The organism is Thalassotalea sp. SU-HH00458, assembly GCF_040362795.1.
GTDB classification, from domain to species: Bacteria; Pseudomonadota; Gammaproteobacteria; order Enterobacterales; family Alteromonadaceae; genus Thalassotalea_H; species Thalassotalea_H castellviae.
In genome coordinates, this window is the sequence record NZ_BAABWW010000009.1 from 44647 (window position 1) to 70278 (window position 25632).

Here is a 25632-nt window from a genome sequence, read left to right on the forward strand (position 1 = left end):
ACTCGGCCGTGTTCATATTACATGGAGGCAAGTCATGTCGGTAAATTCAACAGCTATTACCACTAAATCAATTAATCAACATGCTCAATATCAGCAAACTTTCGCTCATAGCAGAAAACTTACCGTACTTGATAAGCCAACGGCGTCTGAATCAAAACAAGCGTCTTTTTCAGATTTACAAAGTGTCAGCGTAATCAATCAAGCACTCATGATTCAAATTAAAGATGACACGAATAAAATGTTGTCGAATCCCCCTTCAAAAAATGAAACCCAGCCAACTGACACCTACGACCGCCCTTTAACCCCTAAAGTAGAATTATTGAAAATTATTTTAGAAGGATATTTTGGTAAAGAATTCGGTGAATTATTTAGTGAGCTCGATTTTCAACCAAACAATGAATCGGAAAATACTTCTCAAGACCCGAATCAAGAGAATAGCGTTAACAGCAGTGAGAGTGAACAAGTTAACATCGACGGCATGCAATTCAATTCAGGGGATTTATTAAAAGTAGAACAATGGCAGCACCGAAGCCAAAGTTTAAATTATCAAATGAATGGCGAGTTTAATATAAATGGCCAACATCTAAAAATGGATTACTCATTTGCTATTTCAACTGAACAAACTAGCTATAGTTCAATTGAAATAACAGCAGCCGCCTTAAAAGATCCACTCATCGTGCAATTTGGAAAACGATCAATTAGAGAAATTAAAGACCATCATTCTTTTGATATTAACCGAGATGGTAACTTAGATAATCTACCTGTTTTTGCGGGAGATGTTGGTTATTTAGTGTATGACAAAAATCAAAACTTAAAAGCCGATGATGGCAGCGAATTATTTGGTCCTCAAACAGGACATGGCTTTAATGAACTTGCACAACTAGACAGTAATGGAAATGGCTTTATAGACAACGAAGATGAAGAATTTGAACACCTTTATTTATGGCAACCTGAAAAGAGTAACAACATGTTATCGTTATCCGACGCAAATATCCTAGCAATTAATACATCTGCCATCGATACTCCTTTTTCATTTTACGATACCCAAGGCAATATTATGGCAGAAATGCGACGCTCAAGCTTTGCGATCAGTACTGATGGTGTTGGAAAAGGGGTTCATCAAATTGATGTGAGAATTTAAGCATTTCTGTACTTTTGCGGAGATAAATTCACATGATACTGAACTAATTAAAGTAATATTTACCTTCAACTTAAGTCAAAGTTTCAAGCTTATTTGAGGCAACTTTAATGGCGAAATTTCGCAGCGATTTCAGCTGCGGACTCTCTGTCTGCCAATAATGCCAATACAAGGGAACATCAATAAAATAGCCAGGCACTAAATCAATCAATTCACCTTGTTCAATAGCATCACCTAATTGTAATGTCGGTAAAAGCCCATAACCTAACCCCGCAATCATTGCTTGTTTAAAGCCTTCTGATGAAGGACAAATATGGGTATATTTTGGCACTGAATGGTTCAATTCATTGAGTAATTGATGCTGCAACTTGTCATGCTCGTCATACACTAAACAAGGTAATTCAGTAAGTTGTTCAACGGATGTGATGTTATGGTGTTTAACAAAATTTGGGCTAGCAATCACTTTATACCTAAAAGCCCCTAAAGCACTGACTAAGCCACCATTTATCGGTTCTTCATTAGAGCAAATACAGACCATCACTTCGCCCGCCTTCATCCTTTTCAACGCGATAGATTGATCTTCGGCAATTATTTCAAAGCGAAAGTCACAAACTTTTTCTGCCTTGGGTAGCATTAATGCTTCAGGTAACCAAGTGGCTAACGAATCAGCATTAGCAGCTAATTTCACGGTTAACGGTGAGTCTTGTAAATTTTCGTCAGCTAAAGAGCGAATGCTTAAGGCCACTTCAAGTTGGCGAACTTGTTGTAAGTGATTTAATAACCTTTTACCGATTGCTGTAGGTTTTGGTGGTTGTTTACGAATTAAAACCGGTTCGCCAATCATTGACTCTAATTGATGAATTCGCCGACTTACCGCCGATTGGGTGATAAATAACTTTTTCGCCGCTTTTTCAAAACCTTTTTCACTCACTATGGCCGCTAAAGCGTCGAGCAATTGATAATCAATCATGAGTATTTCTCATATATCATCACTTTTATTCATTGTACTTATACCAATTTTGTATTTAAGCTGCAAACTTTAAAAAATAACTAAATCATATTTTTTACCAAAAACTTGAAATAAAGGATTGAAAAATAATGTCATTTTTTACCGGTATGATGCTGGGGCTAAGTTTAATCATTGCTATTGGAGCACAAAACATTTGGGTTTTAAGTCAGTGTATGGCGGGAGCGAATCGTTTAGTTATCGGAATCGTTTGTATTATTTGTGATACGAGCTTAATTCTTATTGGCGTTTACGCGGCGAGCGAACTACAACAATGGTTACCTGAATTTATTCCTTTATTTACTTGGGGAGGAATAGTTTTTTTACTGTATTTAGCTTATGGGTCATTATCTCGTTCAATAAAAGGCACTTCAGGGGTGCAGTTAAAAACATCTCTTAAAGTAACTTGGTGGAAAACGGCACTTGCTGCTTTAGCCATTAGCTTATTAAACCCACATGTCTACCTAGATACCGTAGTATTACTTGGCAGTATTGGCGCACTGCAACCGGATCCCACCTTATTTGCACTTGGCGCTTGTTTAGGCTCAATTATTTGGTTTACTAGCCTTGTCGGCTTTGCGCCTAAATTAAAAGTGATACTTAACTCACCTGCACGCTGGCGAATCTTTGACTTTGGCATTGCATCATTACTGATTATTGTCGCTGCACAACTCTTTTTAATGGCATAAATTACAAAGCTTTATATTTCAACACCGACAATAAATGACTACAGTTATCGCTCTAAACAACCGTATTAGTATTCGTTGAGCTCGAGATTCGAGGCGATTTTGTAACAGGCCTATCAAGTAAAGCCTGGTTATTGTTCAACCAAAGCCATTACGTATAGTAGCCATTTTCTGTTAGCGCTTTGGGTTTAAAATAGACGAGCTGTTTATCGCTTTGCTGTGCTAAAGCACCCTGCGCGAATTTAAAGTGAGCACAGTTTATCTTCTTGATACTAAGACAAATGTATTCCCTTTAATATTAACACTTTTGCCATTGCTCTTTACTAAATAGTGCTTCTTTACTGTTTTAGGAAAGACTTAAGAAACGTTTAGACATCAACATAACAATTCCGGTAAATAACAACCAAACACTATCAGGGCTAGGTACAGTTTGTTGATTTACCGGACTCCATACCGCCCATACTTGTCTTTGTGGATTAGGGGTATTAGGTTGAAAATGATCTACAGGGATCATATCAAAATGATCATCAGGAAATGGATTACCAGCGGAAAACGCATCAGGTATTGAATCCGCATAATTAACCGCAACACTTGCTCCAATGTTACCGGGTGTATGTGTTCGAAAGGCAGTAAAAATCCAACATGTATCATTGTCAGTATCTTTGCAGCCAAACGTTAATTCAGGCATAGTATCATAATCACCCAACAAAACCTGATCAAGGAGCGCCGCTGAAAACAGAGCTTTATTTCCATCATTAACGGGCCCAAAGTCATAGCCTCCTCCAGGTTGTTCGAAGAGTTGACGACCTGTCAAATCGGAAAAACGTACATTGTATAGGTTTCCATCAACAACAATATTATCAGCGCCAATGAGTAAATTATCAGTATTAACTATTAATGAGGCGTAAACATGAGATGCGATGAATTGACTACTTAGAAAAATAAAGATAGATGTCATTTTTTTCAATGAAAGGTACATGATAAATCCCTCTTAGTTATTTAACTCGAAATAAGCATAGGCCATACCAATGCTAAAATATAACCAGTATTCAAACCATTACTAGTTGTCGAGATTTCTCATTTATTCAAACTGTAAATTAACCTGACACTTCTCATTCATAATAACGGGTCACATAAGACTTCACGCGTCACAATATATCTCGCATTTAACTCGCATTTAACTAGAGTGCCCTTTCCACTTTTTATATACAAAAGAGCATAAAAGTTATAATTTTTATTTAAATCTAAACTAAAAATCTTGCTTGAAATTATTCTCACAATCCCTAATTAAATGATCGTAGCTAGGTTGTCTTTTATAGAGATCTTGCTCCAACTAATTGTCTAAATTTTATGTTGCTTCCAATGGAGGATATATGATGAATTCAGTCGATTTAACCCCTTTATATCGCAATAGTGTTGGTTTTGATCGTTTTGCGTCTATGCTCGATAGCGCACTAACATCTGATACAACAATCAGCAGTTACCCCCCTTACGATATCGAAGTAATAGAGGATAACCGGTACGCTATTACTTTAGCCGTTGCTGGGTTTTCTCAAGATGAGCTCGACATCCAAGTTGAAAAAGGTGTGCTAACCGTTCGTGGTGATAAAAATTCTAAGGATAAGCACAAATACCTTTATCACGGCATCGCAAATAGAACATTTGAACGTAAATTCAACTTAGCTGACTATGTTGAAATAACAAACGCCAAATTAGCAGATGGACTATTAACGATAGATCTTATTAAAGAGATTCCTGAAGCAATGAAACCTAAAAAGATAGCCATTAACCAACAAACAACTGCGATAGAACACAAAGTAGAGGAAGAACAAAAAGCCACTAAAACAGATAAAGCGGCTTAACACAGCAAGGGTGTATTCGTTACACCCTTCTATTTTTATAACCAAATGATTATTAGCACTTTTATGTAAAAGAAACGTTATTTTACAGAGTCATTAAAAAATTTATTTTTAAACTTGAAGTTTTATTTTTCGCCCATATCAAAAAAATCAACTCGTTTCGTACATGTTTTTTTGGGAATATTCCCGGTAAATTAGGAGACTATAAACAATGTATTTTTCGATTTTCAAAAACGCACTTAACCAAGCGCATTTACCGCTATTTCTGGCATTTTATATTCATAAAATTATTAATCTGTAACTCTTGGAGAACACTATGCTAAATGTGAGCAATTTAACTCGCAGCTATGGCAGTTTTGTCGCAGTAAATGACGTGAGTTTTACTATCAAAAAAGGCGAAATTATTGGTTTACTTGGCCATAACGGTGCAGGAAAAACCACGATTATGAAAATGATCAGTGGATACTTAGAAGCAAACGCTGGCGAAGTTTCTTTAAATGGGATATCGCTGAAATCGCAAACAAAATTATTACAACAACAACTCGGCTACTTGCCTGAGAACTTACCTGTTTACCCGGAAATGACTGTAGCAGAATACTTAGATTATGCCGCTGACTTAAAAGGAATGAAGGCTAATGTTAAAATTGCTGAAATAAAAAGAGCTATCCAAGCGACTGATTTATCAGCAAAATTACTTGCACCTATTGAAACCTTATCGCGTGGTTATAAACAACGTGTCGGTGTTGCTCAAGCTATTTTAGGTCGTCCAAAATTATTAATATTAGATGAACCAACAAATGGATTAGATCCTGAACAAACCCAGCATATGCGAGCTCTCATCAAAGAAATAGCTAAAGATGCCACAGTTATATTATCGACTCATATAATGCAAGAAGTGAATGCATTATGTGACCGTGTCTTGATCCTAAAGTCTGGTCGCTTAGTGCTCAATGAAAAATTAGCAGCCTTACAGCACAGCCTGCATATTACCGTGAAAACTGATTACAAAAACAAACAAAATCTCGAAAAAATTTCAGGTATTAAGCAAGTTAAAAGTTGCGGAGAAAACACCCTTTTTATAACAATCTCAAAACAAGAATTTGCTCAAAATATTTGCAGCGACATTAGCAAAACTATCATTGAAGCAGGTGCGAGACTGTTCGAGATTTATCCTCAAAAACGTGATTTAGAGACGGTTTTCAATCAAATAAATAGTAATGAGTACAATCAAAAAGAGTCAGATGAGGGGGTAGAAAATGCAGCCTAATCATACAGCTAAGTTTAATGCGAAACGCATTGCTCAAAAAGAAATTGCTTTATTTTTTGCATCACCGATAGCGTACCTTTTTATTGGGGCGTTTATTGCTATTACCCTTTTTATTTTTTTCTGGGGAGAGTCTTTTTTTTCTAGAAATATTGCAGACGTTCGCCCCATGTTTGAATGGATGCCATTATTACTCATTTTCTTGTGCTCAACTTTAACCATGAAACTTTGGAGTGAAGAAAGAAGGAGCGGCACGATAGAATATGTGCATACGCAATCAGTCCCGTTGTGGCACTTTGTCTTGGGTAAATTTTTAGGGTGTGTATCGTTACTCAGCATCGCTATGATCATGACTTTACCTTTACCTATAACCGTTAGTATTTTAGCAGAACTCGACTGGGGACCAGTAATTTCAGGTTATTTAGCCGTATTACTACTTGGTAGTGCCTATATCGCAATTGGCTTAGCCGTTTCCGCAAGAAATGATAATCAAATTGTCAGTTTAATCACCGCTTGCTTTATTGGTGGCTTGTTTTACTTTATAGGTAGCTCAGCTTTCACTGACTTTTTTGGCCATCAAAGTGCCGAATTCTTTCGCCAGTTAGGCACAGGTTCTCGTTTTGAAGACATTACACGTGGCGTGATAGATGTTCGAGATCTGTATTATTATATTTCTTTAACTCTCGTTTTTTTAGCGCTCAATACTTATTTTCTTGAACAAGAGAGATGGGCGATCAACTCCAAACAAAATATACATAAAAGTCGTTATCATCAACATTGGCAAATGATCACTGCTTTATTAGTGATCAATTTATTATCCGCTAATTTATGGTTAAGCCAATTACCTCAATTACGACTTGATACAACGGCAGGCAAACAGTATTCAATTTCAGAAACTACCGAAAGTTACCTTGCACAATTACAAGAACCGATGTTAATTCGTGGCTATTTTAGTCAAAAAACACACCGCCTACTTGCCCCCTTAGTTCCTCAAGTGAAAGATTTGCTGGAAGAATATGAAGTAGCTGCAAAGGGTCGCGTAAGAGTTGAGTTTATAGATCCTATACAACAACCTGAATTAGAAGAAGAAGCAAATAGTAAATTTGCTATTAAGCCTGTGCCATTTCAAGTGGCAGATCGCTACCAAGCGTCAATTGTCAGCTCATACTTTAATATACTCGTGCAATATGGAGATGAATATAAAGTGCTTGGCTTTAGAGATTTAATTGAAGTAAATGCCAGAGCAGAGTCTGATGTAGAGGTACTTTTACGTAATCCTGAACACGATATTACCAGAGCCATTAAAACAGTTCTGCACGATTATCAAAGTGCAGGAAACTTGTTTGACAATGTAAAGCAAGCACTGACTTTTACCGGCTATATTTCAGCCGCTGAAAAATTACCTAAACAACTGGTTGAATTTAAAACCCGCATTGAAGAACAATTAAGCAAGATAAAGGAAAAATCAGAGAATAAATTACACGTACAATTTATCGAACCTGAAAAAAATGGTGGTGAAGTTGCACAAAAAATAGCTGAAGATTATGGCTTTCAACCTATGGCAACAAGCTTATTTTCAAACCAAGCATTTTATTTTTATTTGACGCTTTCTGCAGGAGACAAACTCGTTCAAATATCGCTTGATGACTTTAGTGATGCTAGCTTTGAAAAAAATATTGATGCCGCAATTAAACGATTTGCCACCGGCTTTACTAAAAATGTAGCACTAGTGACGCCTCCCTCTTCGTCTTATGGCATGTCACAAGCAAACTTTAATCAACTAGAGCGTATGCTTGGCACAGAATTGAACGTGATAAATGAAGACTTAACCGAAGGTTCAGTTTCAGGAGAAGCCGATGTATTAATGTTAATTTCGCCAAAATTGTTGGATGAAAAACAATTATTTGCCGTTGATCAATTCTTAATGAAAGGTGGTACTGTGATCGCCGCAACCTCTCCTTTTAGTGTAAATTTCACTGGAGGCGGTTTGTCAATGGCTTCCCATAAAAGCGGTCTTGAAGAATGGTTAACTCATCATGGTTTAACTATCGAAAACAGTCTTGTACTGGATGCAAATAATACTGCGTTTCCAATCCCTGTAACTCGGAGTGTTGGTGGCTTTCAAATTCAAGAAATGCGTATGATAGATTATCCCTATTTCATCGATATTAGAGATGGCTTAAATCAAGACAATTTGATCACGTCTGAATTACCGCAATTGACCGTGCCCTGGGCTTCACCAATAAGCATTGCCGAGCAAAACAAAGACATTACATTCACTTCACTGCTGACAAGTTCAAACAATGCTTGGACATCAACGTCATTAGATATCATGCCGAAAGTGAACCAAAGTGGTGAAACGTCTTATCCTTCTCAAGGCAAGACAGGCAAGCAAACTTTAGGGGTAATTGCTCAAGGTAAGTTTACTTCTTATTTTGCTGATAAAGAATCACCTTTACTGGCTTCGCTATTAGAAAAGGTTGAAACAGAACAAGCAAAAAATGAATCAGAAAACACAACTGAGGAGTCGTCAAAACTTGATGTTAGTAGCGTCATTAAACACGCGCCAGACAGTGCCCGTATCATCTTAATTAGTGCTAATGATTTTGTACAAGATCAAGTATTACAACTAACCGGCGGTGCAAGTCAACATGATTATCTCAATAGCTTACAACTTTTAGTCAATAGTATTGACTGGTCATTGGAAGATAGAGGCTTAATGAGTATTCGCTCTCGAGGAAATTTTAATCGAACCTTGCCGCCAATGGATCATAACGAACAACTATTTTGGGAATACAGTAACTATATTATCGCATTTGCGATGTTAGCAGGAATTGCATTGTGGCACCGACAACGAAATAAACGTAAACAGCGTTATTATTTAACTTGGTTAGCGCAATAGGAGATTTTAACTATGAACAAGCACATCCCCCTATTATCGGCCTTTTTTGTTTTACAGCTCGTCATTGCAGGTTTTTTGTTTTCAGCTAATTCTGCGATGGATGAAGCTATCGAGCAAAAGCCTTTATTAACCATCAATACTGATGCAATCAAAAAAATTAAAATTATCGAAGATGATGAGCAACTTACTTTTATTCAAAAGGATAATCAGTGGCAGCTTGATGGATATTCTGCACTTGTATTACAAAAAAATAAGTTAAGTGCATTAACGTCTGAGTTAGCAAACCTTCACGTTTCTTGGCCCGTAACCAGAACCACAAGTAGCCATGAGCGCTTTAACCTTACGCAAGATAATGTTGAGAAACAGGTGATCTTTTCAGATGACAATGGCAATGAACAGGTGCTACTTTTAGGTAAATCTCCTAGTTATAAACAACTTTATGTTCGTGATGTAACAGACAACGATGTTTACTCAATTAAATTTAGTACTTATCAACTCTCTAGTGATGTGAATAACTGGTTTGATAGATCAATGTTATCAATTGATAGCATCAATAAAATTAGCCATAGCCAAGTAAACCTAGCAAAAACGGACGAAGGGTGGCAATTATTGCCCCCTTCTAAGCTGGATAAGCAACAAGCTTTAGATACAACATCCATTGAAAACTTTATTAATCAACTGACTAGTTTATCGGTAACTGGCTTAGCCTCTGAGACATTGCAAGCTACCAATACTTTAACAGTGCGCAACGATCAAGATGAAAAATTTGTTTATAGTTTTGCTGAAAATTCCGATAATTATTTTGTTAAACGTGATGACATTGACTATTGGTTTACTTTGCCAAAATTCAAATTTGAACAAATTGCACAATTGTCTTTAAACCAATTTACTTTAGCAAAAAATAGCGATGGGGAGGACAAGGCAACCACTTTATCAGACGAATAAAGGTCACAAGTAAATAGGGGAAGCAGTAACACACTTCCCCCCTTTAATATTTAAAATATCTAGATTAATCAATTGTGGCTTTTTCAAGCACAATAAATTGAACATAATTTTATATTGCTTAATGTGAGGATATATCATGACTTCAATCTACAAACCATTAATCAAATTTATATTCATCTCAATAACGTTGATCACAGGCTTTGCATTTTCAGCGTTTTCAACGGTAAAACAAAGTCAAACAGATTATCACAAGGTGAATAACCGTATGACCGAGCAAAATAGCCATACGAAAGCACAACTACATTTCCAGCCAAAATCAAGATATGGCAAAAAATTACAACGCGATTTAAATAGGTTAATGCCTGGGAGTAAACAGTTTACCCCACGCTTTCTTAACTACGTGTTAACTGACAAAAAATAACAACAGGAGGTGAAATTATGTCTATTCATTTACCTATTTCATTGCAAAGTTCAGGAAGTTTTGACGCTTATTTAAATTATGTTAATAGCTTACCTTTGCTTAATGAGCAGCAAGAAAAGGATTTATTTTTAGAGTACCAAGAAAACAGTGATTTACAGGCAGCACAAAAAATAGTGTTGTCACATTTAAGATTTGTTGCTCACATTGCCAGAAGTTATAAAGGTTACGGTTTACCACTAGAAGACTTAGTGCAAGAAGGTACGATAGGATTAATGAAATCGGTGAAAAAATTCAACCTCGACTTCGGTGTCAGGCTTTCAAGTTTTGCCATTCATTACATCAAAGCAGAGATCCAAGAGTACGTCATACGCAACTGGCGACTCGTTAAAGCTACCACGACAAAAGCGAAACGGAAATTATTTTTTAATTTACGTAGGCTAAAAGCAAAAACGCAATGGTTGACTCACCAAGATAAACAACAAATTGCGCATAAACTCGACGTTGACGAAGCGGATATAGATGATATGGAAAGCCATTTTTCCCAATCAGATATTTATGTAAATTCATTAGCCGCTCACGATGACGAAGCAGCAGTTAATTCGACAGAGGCGTTTTTTGAAGATAAATCTGAACATTTTACCTCCCGCCTTAGCCAAAAAGAATTTAATGATAAAGCGATAGGTAAAATTAAAGAAATTATTAAAAACCTAGATGAACGCACACAGGATATTATCGTCAATAGATGGTTAGGAATAGAGAAGCTACCACACAAACATTTCGCTGAAAAATACGGCGTATCACAAGAAAGAATTAGACAAATTGAAGAAAAAGCCTTGGCTTTAATTAAGCAGAAAATTAGCTTATTCGATGCTTAGCTTAAAAAATGCAGAGGCTAATCTGGCCTCTGCGCAATTTTTAATAATTAAGAACATTCAATTAGGTTTGATTAGATTTGCTTTGGTTTTTTTAGCAAAAAACATAATTAGCCGATTATTGTTTCTATTTGGCAAGAGAATGATTACCTAGAGAAAAATAATCTTTATAATGAACAGATTAATCAAGGCGATAAACATTAATCATCGTCTTACTCAACGTATGAATTTAAAAGAGGCTTATGATGAAATTCCTACATACTATGGTACGTGTTGCTAATTTAGATGAATCATTAGATTTTTATATTAATAAATTAGGGCTAATTGAAACTAGTCGCCGAGACGTTCCTCAAGGTAAATTCACCTTGATCTTTTTAGCCACCGAAAAAGGCGCCCCTGAAATTGAGCTAACTTACAATTGGGATTCATCAGAAGAATACACCAGCGGAAGAAATTTTGGTCATTTAGCGTTTGAAGTAGATAACATATATAACCTTTGTGAAAACTTACAGTCGCAAGGTGTCACTATAAACCGCCCACCACGTTGTGGTCATATGGCTTTTATAAAATCACCGGATGGTGTATCAATTGAGCTTCTGCAAAAAGGAGAAGCATTAGCACCACAAGAACCTTGGTTAAGTATGGAAAATACTGGTACTTGGTAATTTAGAAGCACGATTAACACTGGCATGTGAATCAACAACGAATAGAAAATTAGCATGAAAATTTATTTTTTATTTCATCACGTCTAATTTTCTTTTAGCGACTATAATGGCGAAATTTCGCAGCGATTTTAGCTGCGGACTTTTTGATTGCCAATCATGGCAATACAAAGGAATATCCATAAAATAGCCTGCCGCGAAGTCAATCAATTCGCCTTTTTCAATTATAGCGGCACAACTCTTTTGAATGACATAAATTGCAAAGCTTTTTATTTTAACACCGACAATAAATGACTAAAATCATCGCTCCAAACAACCGTATTAGTATTCGTTGTGATCGGAGTTCGATACGATTTTGTAACAGGATTATCAAGTAAGGACTGGTTATCGGTCAACCAAACCCATTGCGTATCATGACCATTTTCTGTTTGCGCTTTGGTTTTAAAGTAGGCGAGCTGTTTATCGCTTTGCTGTGCTAAACCTTGCATTAACGGTAATAAATTTAAATGGGTGTTAGAAATATGTACGGCGATGACACCGTTAGGAGCTAAATGCTGCCAATATAATTGCATCGACTCAACTGTTAATAAATGTTGGGGAATACTGTCGCCAGAAAAAGCATCTATCACTAATACATCAAAGTTTCCTGTGCTTTGTGCTTTTAATTCTTTCGATAATGAAACTCGACCGTCGCCAATGACTATTTCAACATCAGCTTTGGAATCGGTTAAATAACTAAAGTATTCTCTTGCTGCATGAACAACCGCAGGGTTTAATTCATAAAAACGATACCTATCACCTTTATTACCATAAGCGGCGAGCGTACCCGCTCCTAAACCGATAAACCCAACATTTAAGGACTGCTGATTTTGTTTATTAATCAAACTTAATTGTTCAAGTGCGATAGCGACGCCAGTATTTTCACGGTAATAACTCATTGGTATATGGGCTGCACCAGGCATCAAGGATTGCGTACCGTGCGAGGTTGTGCCATCTATTAATCGGCGTTCTTTTTGGCCATCAACGTTTACATCTTTAACACTTAAAATCCCGTAAAAATTACGTTCACTGTAGACATCTGTTTTTATATATAACTGATTTAATTGCCATAAAGTCACGCCACAAAATATCGCTAGCGCTATGCTTGTGAGTGATAGTTTATCAATACGGGTATTTTCTCGGTATACAGCCCATGAAAATAAAATGAATAAACTGACAATAGCCAGAGGAAACTCTAAAAATTGCGTAAAAATATTTTGAGCAACAAAAGCAACCAGCACACTCCCCAAAAAACCACCAAAGGCAAGTGTTAAATAATAGAAGGTTAATTGTTCAACGTTCGGTTTTAGCCGAGCCAGTTCACCGTGACATAACATACACGCCGAAAATAATATGCTCGAATAGATCACCACTTGCGAAGTAATATCAAACTGAGAACCAATAAAAAACATAAAAATGGCAATAAAAGCCGTTAACATAAAAAGAGCAAACCAATACCAACGTACATACCATTTAGGGCTATGGAAACAAATAATAAAGCTCAATAAATACAAACACAGTGGTAACACCCATAAAAAAGGAACGGGAGGAACATTTTGTGTCATAGCGTTGGTAGTAGAAACTAAAAATATTACGCCTAAGGTTGAGAACCCTAACCACAACAACGGTGTCCATCGAGTATAAAGGCAGACAAAATCGTGCCCCTGTTTCGTTATACTTTCTTGTTCATCTCGAGCTTCATGACAGGGTTGCAGATGTTTGTTCTGAGTGATCTTCACTAATAACGCAGCCATTACCACTGCATAAACAAAATACATCACTGACCAGTACCAAGATTGTTGTGCTGAGGTAAAAAAGGGTTCGATTAAAAAAGGAAAGCTTAATAACGCCACTAAAGAAGCAACATTTGATAATGAATAGAGTTTATAAGGCGATTGATTATGGTTTGCCAAACTAAACCAATGTTGAGCTATAGGACCTGTAGATGACAAAATAAAATAAGGTAAACCAATTGACGTTGCTAATAACAATAAAACGTTTGTTAACGGTAAATTATCTGTTTCAGCAAGATTTGTTATCGTTTCAACAGGTAAACTTCCAATGGGTAATAAACACAAACTGAACAGTAATAACATGCCATGTGTAAACACCTGTTTTTTAACATCACCAATTTTAGACAGTAAATGTGCGTATAAGTACCCGAGTAATAAAAAGGCTTGAAAAAATAATAAACAGGCAGTCCACACGGCTGCACCACCACCAAAATAAGGTAATATAACTTTAGCAATTAATGGTTGAACCTGAAAAAGTAAAAAAGCGCCAATGAAAATAGCGATGAAAAAAAGCATATATAACCAGAGAAATAAAACGAAGTCGTTATTTAAAAGCAATTGATTGTATAAATCAAAATTTTATCGAAGTCTTTGAACTTTAATTTTATTTTCGCCTCTCAATTTAACTTCGACACCATAAACTGTTTTAACGCACTCACCTTTTTAACACGTTTTCAAGGAATCACTTGGTCTAAAGGCAATAACTTGCGACAATAGACAATTATTCTATACCCTATGGTTAATCATGAAACTTTTAGTTCGCAACCTTTCACGCTCAACAACAGAACAAGAAATACGTATTTTATTTTCAGCTCATGGCGAAGTGAACGAATGCACTTTAGTATTAGACCAAGCAACAGGTAAATCAAAAGGTTTTGGTTTTGTTGTCATGCCTAATGAAAATGAAGCGAATGCCGCATTAGCTGCTTTGCATGAAACGAGAGTTGCCAAGAACAGGATCAGAGTAAAAGTTGCCCAAGACTAACCTTCATTTTGTGAGCCTAAAGTATATTGTTTAAGTTTTGAGATTGCTTGTAAGTTAGGTGGAGTCAATGATAAGTGCTCACACCTAACAATTTTCGTCGCTATTTATCCACAACACTTTTTATATTTTTTACCACTGCCGCATGAACACGGCGCATTTCGCTCTGGAACTTTATCAAAACGTTGCGTTGTTGGTTTATTTAACACCGCATCTAATTCTAGAATATTTTCTTCTTCATTTTCGTTAACCGTGATCTGGCCATGTAAAGCCTGCTCTAATAAAATGGTTTCAATTTCTACTTTACGTTGTTCAGACGGCACACTTAATTGTAACGGTTTAGCTTCGCTACCCAGTTTTACGTTACGCTTTGGGCTATAACCACTTTTTCCATATTTGCCCATAACATCTATGGTGCCTTTAAAAAAGAATTTTGACATAACGTGTTCCTAAAGAAGTTTAGGTGAATTAAAATTGGCGCGATGTTACCAGTTTCTTGCCTCGAAAGCGAAGTTGTAACCATAGCTGGGCTGACGATTTTAACATTATTCAGGAAAGACTGTCTTTAAATAACTTGGTTTTTACCGTTAATGTCTAACCTTATTGGAGAGGTGTATTGTGTTTTTGGCGTGATAAAGTTTGTAAAAAATACATGATTGCCGTTATCAAGTATTTTACTAACAAGCGAGTTACTCACATAGTTTTCACTGATGTTTTCTGCAATTTTTTCAACAAAATGATGATCATTAAAGCCTAATAAATCGAAAGATGCAGGGCTTAAGATTTCAATTATTTTAGGTGCTAAAGAAACCAAATCAAGACTTGATTCAATACTCACGTAACTACTATCCGTTTGTGGGGTAATATGAATGGTAAAATAATCTTTGTCACTGATCGCATTTAAAGAATAACCGTAAGGGTCAAAAACAAAATCATCAAGTTGAAAGTCAGGTAATAATTCATCGACACAGAAAAAAGCTCTTACATCGCTTGCAGTTAAACCTTTGTTAGTCAGAAACTTAGAAGCGGATTCTCCAATTTGATAAGCTAATAATTCATAAGAGATGTCATCAGGCGGCACTTGATATTGATTATCTTGATGAAAAACATAATTATGATGGCTATACATTTCGCCAAATCGATAAGCTTTACCTTTAACATATTTAGATAATAACTCAATATCATCACTAAATGAGCTTAATTGCGCATTCGAATAATATTCATTTTTACGCTGATACGTCACATGCAAGATATCTTTTGCATTGATATGTTTAATAAAATACTCGATGGAATAAACTAATTGAGTGATACCACAAGTTAAAATTAAAAAACGATCTTCCCATATAAACAAACTTGATTCAGAAAGGATAAAGGCTTTACAGTTTTCATTTTTAATCGATGACAACACTTTTGCATTACAACAGGCGACGAGTTGATGCCAAAAATCATCGCTTATATCGTTAAGAAGCGAAAAGCTGTTTTTGTTGATCACTACTTCAGCTTTTTTTTCAGAGCCTTCAAAAAACATAAGAAATCCTTAGAACAATCGACATCCGTTTAATCCCGCAAAGTAAAGCGGTGCGTTTTTCACTGTTGATAACGTCATTTAAGCTTGAGAAAGAATGCCCGTACTTTATAAAAATAATCGCAAATGACAAAGTTTTATTTTCACTATTTAACAATAAAACTTAGACCATGAAGGTTAAATACTGAACCTTGTACATTGCGACTAGTTTTTTCTTATTTTCAGAGTCGATAAATGTTTATCGACATATGTATTCTGTTTGTAGCTTAACGACAAAGTTGATCACCATAATAATTATCCGCGTAATTACACGCTTTCGTATCATGATTAACTAAGGTTTTGGTTTCATTAATTTGTAAAAGTGTTTTGATCTGGTTTATCAATTTTTTCATTATTGTGTCCTCATGAATTAACTAAAATAATGTTAAGTAAATTAAGCGCAATTCAACTTAATTAAGCTTTATCATGAAGCCAACACAACAATAAGTATATTTGATTAACTTGATATTATTAATCAATAAAATAGATTAACAATTACTCGATACACTTTTTGATTAATTCTTTATGAAAAATTTCTTTGAGCAAAGTGATTTCATTGGTTCTTATATAATTTGGTCGAATGATTAGTGCGATGGTTCGATGTGGGCCAGGCTCATTTAAGTGAACCGCTCTCAGTTCAGACTCACTATAAATTAATTGATCAAGCGCCATTTGTGGTACTAACGTAGTACCGAGTTTACCCGCCACCATTTGAATTAAAGTATGTAAACTAGCTGAATCAAAATCTGAGTCTTGCTTTTTGTTCTGTAAACTACACGCAGCCAAGGCATGATCTTTCAAACAATGCCCGTCTTTCAGTAACATCAACTTTTCAACTTCTAATTCTTCACTTGTGATCTCTTGTAACTGACTAGGACACTCATCTTTATGGCTCACCCAATAAAAATCTTCCTGCCAAAACTCAAAACTCATCAAGCCATCAATTGAAAAAGGCAAGGCTAAAATAGCCGCGTCTATATCACCATTTCTAACCATATCAACCAAGATATGAGACTGTTCCTCTAAAATTTTTAATTTAAACGCTGGATAATTTTTACGCATTTCAGGTAATACTTTTGGCAACAAATATGGCCCAATTGTTGGAATAACACCAATGGTCATCGCATTAGAAAAAGGCTGTTGATCAGCACTGGCGAGCTGAAGCAATTCATCTACTTCTAATTTAACGCGTTTAGCTTTACTTAGAATTACTTGTCCTTCATCAGTAACCAATACTTTCTTATTATTGCGTTCAAATATCGTCATACCTAACTGTTTTTCTAGTTCAGTAATTGCAGTACTTAAGGCTGATTGAGAAACATTGCAAGCTTCAGCTGCTTTTTTAAAATGCAAGGTTTTCTCCACAGCTAGTGCGTAATGAAGCTGTTTTAGTGAGATCATCTTTTTCTACAACCTTTTCTATAATTAGTTTTATTGAACATGAATAACATTCTAATAAATTATCTAGTACATTGTTATCAGAATATTCATTAACCTGAATTAGGGTTAATGAATGTTAATTTATTTACAGTAAATATTAACTTAGCCTAACGCATGGAGAAGTTAAATCAGCAGTTAAGCGATAATTGCTATCGCTTAACTGCTTGATAGAAATAAAGAAGGGAAATTAGTTAAGTGATTACATGCCTAACGCAGCTTTCACACCTGCACCGTAGGCACTATCTGCAGCACTACAATGTTTAATATGTCGTAGTTTAATATCGTCAGGTACGTCAGCCATTGACGCGGCAGTATTATTAAATAATGCCTGCTGTTGTTCCGGGCTCATCAAGCGAAATAAATCGCCGGCTTGTGAAAAGTAGTCATCATCTTCGCGATGATCCCAATGTGCAGCAGCTCCGTCTAATGCTAATGGAGGCTCAGAAAAGTCAGGCTGTTCCGCCCACTCTCCTTGACTATTTGGCTCATAACCAATTGTTGCACCATGATTTCCATCAGTACGCATTTGACCATCTCTATGATAACTATGTACCGGACAACGCGCGGCATTGACAGGGATATGATTATGATTAACCCCCAGGCGATAACGCTGAGCATCACCATATGAAAATAATCGACCTTGCAGCATTTTATCAGGTGAAAAACCAATACCAGGTACAATATTGCCGGGGTTAAAGGCGGCTTGCTCTACATCTGCAAAGTAATTTTCAGGGTTACGATTTAATTCCATTACGCCAACCTCAATTAATGGATAATCTTTATGAGGCCACACTTTCGTTAAATCAAAAGGATTATATGCCACTTTAGCTGCGTCAGCTTCTGGCATCACTTGAACTTTTAATGTCCATTGAGGAAAATTGCTATTCTCAATCGCATCAAATAAATCTTTTTGATGACTTTCTCTATCTTTACCAACAAGTGCCTCTGCTTCAGCATCTGTTAAGTTTTTGATGCCTTGCTGAGTCTCTAAATGAAATTTCACCCAAAAGCGTTCATTATCTGCATTGATAAAACTGAAGGTATGACTACCAAAACCATGCATATGACGATAGCTCGCTGGAATACCGCGATCACTCATCACAATTGTTACTTGATGTAATGCTTCTGGTAACGACGTCCAAAAATCCCAGTTATTCGTGGCACTACGCAAATTAGTTTTTGGATCGCGTTTTACCGCATGATTTAAATCAGGGAATTTCAGTGGATCTCGCAAGAAAAATACGGGGGTATTGTTACCTACTAAATCCCAATTTCCTTCTTCGGTATAAAACTTAACCGCAAAACCCCGAATATCACGTTCGGCATCGGCGGCGCCACGTTCACCGGCAACCGTACTAAAACGAGTAAACAACTCTGTTTCTTTGCCGATTTCTGAAAATATTTTCGCTCGTGTATATTGAGTTATATCATGGGTTACAGTGAATTTACCAAATGCCGCAGAGCCTTTTGCATGCATTCGTCTTTCAGGTATAACTTCACGATCAAAATGCGCAAGTTTCTCTAAAAACCAAACATCTTGTAAAAGTTGTGGGCCTCGCTTTCCTGCTGTCATCACATCTTGGTTATGGGCAACCGGGCATCCTGCTGCCGTTGTTAATTTTTTATTTGTCATTGATTAAATCCTTATTTATGTCGTCATTAACTCATTACTTGCTGCTTCTAGCGTCTATTGGTCAAATATAAGTAATCTTTATTGAGATTTATGACCTACTTTCATTGTAGTTAAATAATCATAAATCCATATTCTATTTTCCAGAACATTAAATTCAATTTAATCAAATTTACCAAACGCAAGCTTACATTTAATATACCTCCATCGAAAGCAAAAACGCTTTCAATACTGAAAACTTAACAAGTTATATTTAAATAAAAGAGGAAAAACATCATGGCTCAAATAGGCAAATTAATCCCAGAATTTACAGCTCAAGCATTTCATAACGGTGAGTTCGTTGAAGTAACTTCACAAAGTGTAAAAGGTAAATGGTCAATCTTTTTATTCTACCCTGCTGACTTTACTTTTGTATGTCCGACAGAGTTAGAAGATATGGCAAATCAATACGCAGAGTTACAAGAATTAGGGGTTGAAGTTTACGCCGTATCAACTGATACACATTTTTCACATAAAGCGTGGCATGATTCTTCAGAAGCGATTGGTAAAATTAAATTCCCAATGATTGGCGACCAAACTGGCAACATTACTCGCGGTTTTGACGTCATGATTGAAGAAGACCATATGGCTCACCGCGGTACTTTCTTAGCAGATCCAGACGGCGTTATTCAAGTTGCTCACATTCACGCAGGTGGCATTGGTCGAAGTGCAAAAGACATGGTTCGTAATGTTAAAGCAGCACAATATGTTCGTGAAAATGACGGTGAAGTATGTCCTGCAGCTTGGGAACAAGGTGAAGCAACATTAACACCTAGCTTAGATTTAGTAGGAAAAATCTAAGTTTAAGCACCTAAATTTATACAACTCTCCTTTGTATTGGCGAGAACAGGAAAGTCCTTTCTCGCCTTTTTTATCCATAGTTCACTAGACAATATAGGCGGTAATACTATGTTAAGTAACGATATTTTAAACGCATTAAAAACATATACTCAAAATATGACTAACAAGGTAGCACTAGTTCTGCAAACTGGTGAACACGAAAAACGAGCAGAGTTAGTCAAATTTTTAACACAATTAACGTCCGTATCAGACAATTTAACTCTGATTGAACGGGATGAAAATTTACGCAGTCCCATTACTTTTTATTTAGAAGTTGACGAAAAAAACAATGGTATTCACTTTTCAGGCATTCCCAGTGGTCATGAATTTAACTCGTTAGTTCTCGCCATCTTACATGCTTCAGGTACTGAACATAAACTCGATAAGACCTTGAGTAATATGGTGAAGAAAATTAAAGAGCCATTGCATTTTGAAGTGTTTATTTCATTAAGCTGCCATAACTGTCCAGACGTTGTGCAATCGTTAAATCAGTTTGCTTTATTAAATGAAAACATTAGCAGCGAAATGATCGACGGCGGTTTATTTCAAGAATTAGTCAGCGAGAGAAACATTCAAGGTGTGCCAAGTGTTTACTTAAACGGTGAATTATTTGCCAACGGTAAAATTGACACCGCGCAACTCGTTGATAAGTTAATTCAACGTTTCCCTTATATAGTTGGTGGTGATGATACAGAAGCATTACCGCTACAAGATGTTACTATTATTGGCGGTGGTCCAGCTGGTATTGCATCAGCTATATATGCCGCACGTAAAGGCTTGAACGTTACTATGATCGCTGACCGTATTGGCGGACAAGTGAAAGATACCGTTGGCATTGAGAACTTAATTTCGGTTCCGAAAACTACCGGCTCGGAGTTAACCGGTAATATGCAAGCGCATCTAAGTGATTACGAAGTCACTATCAAAGAATTTTTACGCGTTGATAAAATTGAAAAAGGTAATGAAAGCACTAAGTCACCGCATAAGTTGCACCTTTCTAGCGGTGAAATTATTGAAACGAAAACTATTATTGTGGCTACTGGGGCAAAATGGCGTGAGCTGGGCGTGCCGGGCGAAAAAGAAAATGTGGGTTCAGGTGTTGCTTATTGTCCACATTGTGATGGCCCATTCTTTAAAGGCAAAGACGTAGCTGTAGTAGGCGGCGGAAATTCAGGCATTGAAGCAGCGTTAGACTTAGCTGGTATGGTAAATCATGTCACCGTCTTTGAATTTTTGCCAAGTTTAAAAGCGGATCAAGTGTTGGTTGAAAAAGCCGAAGCACATGAAAAAATTACCATTATCAAAAATGTCGCAACGAAAGAAGTTATCGCAGAAAACGGTAAAGTAAGTGCTATTGCCTATGAAGATCGTGTAACAGGCGAAATAAAGCAAAAAGCGTTATCAGGTATTTTTGTGCAAATAGGCTTATTGCCTAATAGTGACTTTTTAAATGGTGTGGTTGAGCGCACGCAATATGGTGAAGTGATCATTGATGAAAAATGTCAAACCACAGAGCCTGGCATATTTGCTGCTGGAGATGTTACAACTGTGCCGTATAAGCAAATCGTCATTGCTATGGGTGAAGGATCAAAAGCGTCATTATCAGCTTTTGATTATATTATTCGCGAAAGTTAATGATATTGATAAAAGAATGACATTTCAGCTCACATTTAACCGAGTAGATATGCTCATAATAAAAAAGAGTAATAACAATTAAGTTATTACTCTTTTTTAGTTATTGATAAACTAACAGCTCATTGAGAATTAAATACGGGAAAGCGATACTTTATCAACTGTTAAATCATGTTCATTTTTCGACAGCAAACGTAACCCTTCACCGTTTACTTCTCCGTAAATTAGTGAGTGAAAAATTAAATCGTTTCAAAACCGTATGTAATAGTGAGTATTTATTTTAAATTACTGTAAATAAATTAATTTACTGTTCATTTTACTAAAGCGGTCGAAAATCACACTAATTTCTTCACCTTTAGTTATATCAGTTACATAAATATCATTGGGTAATTCAGTGTGTACTTTTAACGTTTGATCAATAAACGAATATTGCTTTAAAACCGGTTTATTATCCAGTGTGCCGATATAGTAGAAGCTCTCATCAATCACCTTTAATGTATTTGGTCTAATTCCTTTAATGTCTTCTAAGGGAATCTTAAACATTACATCCACTTGACCTTCTTTTGATTTACGCATTAGTTGAGCTTTTTCCATATCTCCATAATATAAATAGTTTCCATCGACACTTTCCTGTGCAATAGCTCCTGCGTTTAATAGTATTTTTTCTTTCTCAAAAGTGAGGACATTTAATTGGTAAATGTTATATTGTTCATCTTCATAAGTACTAAAATAAATAAACTTTTCATCATAAGACCATGACAATAAGAAAATTTTATTTGGTAGTAGTAACCTTTTAATTTCTTTTTCACCAGACAAATCAAACAAGGTTAATTCTGATTTAAGTTTAGTCCTAGCTATGAATGCAAGTGTATTTCCGAGTTTACTGATGATCGGACGATCTATCATATTTGCTTTTATATTCGTAACTCGCTCGACGTTTCCACCATTAAATTTCCAAATATCGTACAAACCATTTCGGTTGGACGAGAAATACAGCGTTTTATTTTTTGGCGAATAAAATGCATTCATATCAATTAAAGAACTATTTACCTTATCCATTTTCGGGATATCAATATTGCCAACACGTTCAATATTAATAGTTCGACTGTTATTTTTATAAATGAGACTTTGTTGATTTAATGGGCTAGTCACTAACATCGGAGTATGATCAGGAAGAGAATTTACTGCGGTTTCAATTTTATAATTATTAACATTGAAGCTCCAAAGCCCTTTTTGACCAGCCAACTCACCTGCAACCCATAACGATTTATCATCTTTTAAAGACATTCCATATAGCCGACTAAACTTCTTTGTAATCAATTGAAATGCTTTTTTATTCATATCATAGCGATATAAATGAGTAATGCCATCAGACACAGTTGCAGCAACAAAAAGCGTATTAAGATCTTTAAATAATAATAAGTGTGGATTAGCTCTTTCGGGTAATTCAATAGTAGTAGCTAGCTTGTGTTGACTGTTTAAATCTATTTGCTTTAACTGAATTCGATTATCGGTTAAAACAGATAAAAATAACTGCTGAGATTCTAACGATAGTGCTAACGATATAATCATATTATTGACGGTATATAACATTGATTTCTCGTTGGTCGCAATATTGTGCTCAACAACTTCACATTTTAAACGCTGCGGACATTTTACATAATACCAACTTTGTGAATTTGCTAACCATAAAGGCAGCTTAAAGGATGACCCAGTATTAATGACTGTTTGCTTATGAGAATCAATGTCTAAAAGTGTTAATTCATTGTATCGCTCTTTGAAATGAGACTTTTGGGTGAATAGCAGACTTTTGCCATCTGGAGAAATTGCTGGTGAATCAGCAAACACATCAATATCCGTTAAAAAACTTGTTTGTGAAGGAAAACTTGTAGATTTAGTCGGGTTGTCTTGAAACCAATAAAACAACGCAATTAGAATCGCAATTAAAACGCCCCACACTACTGTATTCTTATAATCGATTGGTGGTGTGCTAGAAACAGCATTTTCCGTTACTGACGGTCTTTTGATTTCTGATAGATCATAAATAAAACAATAGCCTTTTCGAGCAATAGTTTCTATATATCTAGGTTGTTTAGGGTCGTCTTTTAGTATTTTGCGTAATTCAAAAATTGCTCGTGTGACAACTTCTAAGCCAGTAACAGTATTTGGCCATAATGTTTCTGCTATTTGCTCTCTACTAACAACTTCACCTTTATTTGCAATTAAATAGCAAAGAACGGCCATTATTTTAGGTTCAACTTTACATTCTTTGCCATCAACAACTAGCTTATTATGTTCAGGCAAGACTAAATAAGGCCCTAATTCAAATTTCTCCCCACCAACAAAGGCCACGCAACCACCTGATTATTATATGAAAATAAATACCTAATAACTTCATTATAACAAGATTATGACTTCATATTCTAATAATAATATAAACAACCTGATTTTAATTAAACAGGTAATCAGAATGAAAACATACCGAAGAACACTTTCAGCATTGACGTCATTAATACTTTTGACTTCAACGCTTTCACACGCTATTGAGATAAAATTAACGATAGAAGGCGATGGCGAAGTTAAAGCTATAGAATCTGCAGAAGTTTGTAGCGAAAGCTGTACTTTAACCAACAGTTTACCTGTTAACACGCTATCACCCGTCGATAAAACCGGCTCAAGCTTTATTGGTTGGACAGGTCAAAGCTGTGACTCAGGCAATGAAGTATTATGGAGTGATGATTCGACACAATTGACGTTAGCTGCTGGCGGTGCAAAAACAATAAAAACCGGTGACCTTAACAACGACAATTTTGATGACTTTATTACCATTAGTTTATTTAACGGCGTGATCACATCAAATATCAGTCAAGGGAACGGTAAATTCGATAAAGTTACTATTGATGACGATCGACGATATCCAACCGCTTTAGATCTAGCTGATTATGATAATGATGGAGATTTAGACCTTTATGTTGCAGAGTTTGGTAAAGGGGTACTTAATGTTTTTCTTAATAATGGCCAAGGTCAATTTACCTTTTTAAAAGACATCAAAGTTTCAAACATAAAGCCCTATTCATTCAAAGTATTAGATAAAAATAATGATGGTAAAAAGGACATTCTGATTTCATCTTTCAAAGCCAATATTAAAGAAGATTTATGGGTGTTAGTTAACAGTATTGAAGATGCAAAAACGCAATGGTATATCAATACAGGTGAGGACTATATTGCGGAAGAAGTAATATCTGATTTAGCCAGCATGACAATAGACGCTTACCAAAAAGAGGGAGAAACTTTCATTGTTGCAGCAGAAATTATTAATGAAACTGTCACTTATTATCATCAAGGAAAAGCAACGGTAATTGCTACTGGTAGAGGGGCTTACGGGGCTGCTTTCGGCGATATTGATAGAGATGGTAATATGGATGTGTTATCAGCGCATTACAGCCCTTCTGTATTAAACCTAATGTACGGGAAAGATGACGGTAGCTTTAGTAATGCTAACTTGGTTACCACCGCTGACGATGGATTAACCGCTACTTCTTTCGGTGATTATAACAATGATGGTTTTATTGATATGGCAACCAGTGTGTTTAATGAAAAAGTATTCTTTTACTTGGCAACACAAAGCTATAAAGATTGTGTTATCTCAACAGATGCTAACATTACATTAACAGCAAACTTTACAGAAGGGACTACCAGTACCCCAGTAGTTGAACCAACTCCAACTACACCAACGGCTAAATCGGGAAGCGGTGGTGGAGGTAGCTTCTCTTTTCTTATATTGATGATGGGATTAATACTCAGGGTTAAAAAGTAAACAGGTAACGATCCTTTATAAAAAAGGTGAACTTTTCCCTATAAAACAAGGGTAATAACATTACTGTTATTACCCTTGTTAAATTTACTGTGTTCTCGATA

The 25632-nt window shown here is 36.0% G+C and carries 22 protein-coding genes; 13 read left to right on the forward strand and 9 right to left on the reverse strand.

Going from position 1 to position 25632, the window contains the following annotated elements; genetic code table 11:
• Positions 1 to 34: 34 nt before the first annotated feature.
• Complete coding sequence (locus tag ABXH06_RS13940; RefSeq protein WP_353518617.1) at positions 35 to 1141, forward strand: SPM autocatalytic domain-containing protein; 1107 nt, start codon at positions 35 to 37, stop codon at positions 1139 to 1141.
• 70 nt (positions 1142 to 1211) lie between these two features.
• On the opposite strand, the gene ABXH06_RS13945 is transcribed toward ABXH06_RS13940, so the two are convergent.
• On the reverse strand, positions 1212 to 2108 hold the full coding sequence (locus ABXH06_RS13945; RefSeq protein ID WP_353518618.1) for a LysR family transcriptional regulator ArgP: 897 nt from the start codon (positions 2106 to 2108) through the stop codon (positions 1212 to 1214).
• A gap of 128 nt (positions 2109 to 2236) precedes the next feature.
• Between ABXH06_RS13945 and ABXH06_RS13950 the strand changes: the two genes are divergently transcribed.
• Complete coding sequence (locus tag ABXH06_RS13950) at positions 2237 to 2833, forward strand: LysE/ArgO family amino acid transporter (RefSeq protein ID WP_353518619.1); 597 nt, start codon at positions 2237 to 2239, stop codon at positions 2831 to 2833.
• A 343-nt stretch (positions 2834 to 3176) separates the two neighbouring features.
• Here ABXH06_RS13950 and ABXH06_RS13955 read toward each other — a convergent pair whose 3' ends face one another.
• Entirely contained in the window at positions 3177 to 3809 is a 633-nt protein-coding gene (locus tag ABXH06_RS13955; protein WP_311583351.1) for a hypothetical protein, read from the reverse strand.
• A 397-nt stretch (positions 3810 to 4206) separates the two neighbouring features.
• Here ABXH06_RS13955 and ABXH06_RS13960 point away from each other — a divergent pair, with 397 nt between their 5' ends.
• The 7 genes from ABXH06_RS13960 (at position 4207) to ABXH06_RS13990 (ending at position 11758) form a co-directional block, all read left to right on the forward strand.
• Positions 4207 to 4692 (forward strand): Hsp20 family protein, encoded by a 486-nt coding sequence (locus ABXH06_RS13960; protein WP_311583467.1) that lies wholly within the window; start codon positions 4207 to 4209, stop codon positions 4690 to 4692.
• Between the two features lie 313 nt (positions 4693 to 5005).
• The gene (locus ABXH06_RS13965; protein WP_353518620.1) at positions 5006 to 5956 is read left to right on the forward strand and encodes an ABC transporter ATP-binding protein; all 951 of its coding nucleotides are present in this window, start codon (positions 5006 to 5008) and stop codon (positions 5954 to 5956) included.
• Positions 5946 to 8855: a Gldg family protein gene (locus ABXH06_RS13970; protein WP_353518621.1), complete on the forward strand. Its 2910-nt coding sequence runs from the start codon at positions 5946 to 5948 to the stop codon at positions 8853 to 8855. Before ABXH06_RS13965 ends, ABXH06_RS13970 begins: the two co-directional genes overlap by 11 nt.
• Positions 8856 to 8867: 12 nt before the next feature.
• On the forward strand, positions 8868 to 9800 hold the full coding sequence (locus ABXH06_RS13975) for a DUF4340 domain-containing protein (protein WP_353518622.1): 933 nt from the start codon (positions 8868 to 8870) through the stop codon (positions 9798 to 9800).
• A 136-nt stretch (positions 9801 to 9936) separates the two neighbouring features.
• Positions 9937 to 10221, forward strand: a complete 285-nt coding sequence (locus ABXH06_RS13980) for a hypothetical protein (protein ID WP_353518623.1) — start codon at positions 9937 to 9939, stop codon at positions 10219 to 10221.
• 17 nt (positions 10222 to 10238) lie between these two features.
• On the forward strand, positions 10239 to 11096 hold the full coding sequence (locus ABXH06_RS13985) for an RNA polymerase factor sigma-32 (RefSeq protein WP_311583336.1): 858 nt from the start codon (positions 10239 to 10241) through the stop codon (positions 11094 to 11096).
• Positions 11097 to 11338: 242 nt separating this feature from the next.
• Positions 11339 to 11758 carry a VOC family protein gene (locus tag ABXH06_RS13990; protein ID WP_311583465.1) on the forward strand — a complete coding sequence of 140 codons (420 nt, stop codon included), beginning with the start codon at positions 11339 to 11341 and terminating at the stop codon, positions 11756 to 11758.
• Positions 11759 to 12024: 266 nt separating this feature from the next.
• Here the strand turns inward: ABXH06_RS13990 and ABXH06_RS13995 are convergent, their stop codons facing one another.
• The gene (locus tag ABXH06_RS13995; protein ID WP_353518624.1) at positions 12025 to 14103 is read right to left on the reverse strand and encodes a fused MFS/spermidine synthase; all 2079 of its coding nucleotides are present in this window, start codon (positions 14101 to 14103) and stop codon (positions 12025 to 12027) included.
• A gap of 229 nt (positions 14104 to 14332) precedes the next feature.
• On the opposite strand from ABXH06_RS13995, the gene ABXH06_RS14000 reads away from it, so the two are divergent.
• Entirely contained in the window at positions 14333 to 14572 is a 240-nt protein-coding gene (locus tag ABXH06_RS14000) for an RNA recognition motif domain-containing protein (protein ID WP_311583330.1), read from the forward strand.
• Positions 14573 to 14676: 104 nt separating this feature from the next.
• Here ABXH06_RS14000 and ABXH06_RS14005 read toward each other — a convergent pair whose 3' ends face one another.
• From ABXH06_RS14005 to ABXH06_RS14025, 5 genes are all read right to left on the reverse strand, one after another.
• Positions 14677 to 15009, reverse strand: a complete 333-nt coding sequence (locus ABXH06_RS14005; RefSeq protein WP_311583328.1) for a PBPRA1643 family SWIM/SEC-C metal-binding motif protein — start codon at positions 15007 to 15009, stop codon at positions 14677 to 14679.
• Between the two features lie 125 nt (positions 15010 to 15134).
• Positions 15135 to 16097 (reverse strand): adenosylmethionine decarboxylase, encoded by a 963-nt coding sequence (locus ABXH06_RS14010; RefSeq protein WP_353518625.1) that lies wholly within the window; start codon positions 16095 to 16097, stop codon positions 15135 to 15137.
• A 263-nt stretch (positions 16098 to 16360) separates the two neighbouring features.
• A complete protein-coding gene (locus tag ABXH06_RS14015) occupies positions 16361 to 16486 on the reverse strand; it encodes a hypothetical protein (RefSeq protein ID WP_311583324.1) in 126 nt (41 codons plus the stop codon).
• Between the two features lie 142 nt (positions 16487 to 16628).
• Positions 16629 to 17534, reverse strand: coding sequence for a hydrogen peroxide-inducible genes activator (locus ABXH06_RS14020; RefSeq protein ID WP_311583322.1), 906 nt, complete (start codon positions 17532 to 17534; stop codon positions 16629 to 16631).
• Between the two features lie 238 nt (positions 17535 to 17772).
• A complete protein-coding gene (locus ABXH06_RS14025; protein WP_353518626.1) occupies positions 17773 to 19206 on the reverse strand; it encodes a catalase in 1434 nt (477 codons plus the stop codon).
• Between the two features lie 273 nt (positions 19207 to 19479).
• Between ABXH06_RS14025 and ahpC the strand changes: the two genes are divergently transcribed.
• Positions 19480 to 20043 carry an alkyl hydroperoxide reductase subunit C gene (gene ahpC, locus ABXH06_RS14030; protein ID WP_353518627.1) on the forward strand — a complete coding sequence of 188 codons (564 nt, stop codon included), beginning with the start codon at positions 19480 to 19482 and terminating at the stop codon, positions 20041 to 20043.
• 108 nt (positions 20044 to 20151) lie between these two features.
• A complete protein-coding gene (gene ahpF / locus ABXH06_RS14035; protein WP_353518628.1) occupies positions 20152 to 21717 on the forward strand; it encodes an alkyl hydroperoxide reductase subunit F in 1566 nt (521 codons plus the stop codon).
• Between the two features lie 282 nt (positions 21718 to 21999).
• Here ahpF and ABXH06_RS14040 read toward each other — a convergent pair whose 3' ends face one another.
• Complete coding sequence (locus ABXH06_RS14040; RefSeq protein WP_353518629.1) at positions 22000 to 24066, reverse strand: winged helix-turn-helix domain-containing protein; 2067 nt, start codon at positions 24064 to 24066, stop codon at positions 22000 to 22002.
• A gap of 118 nt (positions 24067 to 24184) precedes the next feature.
• On the opposite strand from ABXH06_RS14040, the gene ABXH06_RS14045 reads away from it, so the two are divergent.
• Positions 24185 to 25531, forward strand: coding sequence for an FG-GAP repeat domain-containing protein (locus tag ABXH06_RS14045; RefSeq protein WP_353518630.1), 1347 nt, complete (start codon positions 24185 to 24187; stop codon positions 25529 to 25531).
• Positions 25532 to 25632: the final 101 nt, after the last annotated feature.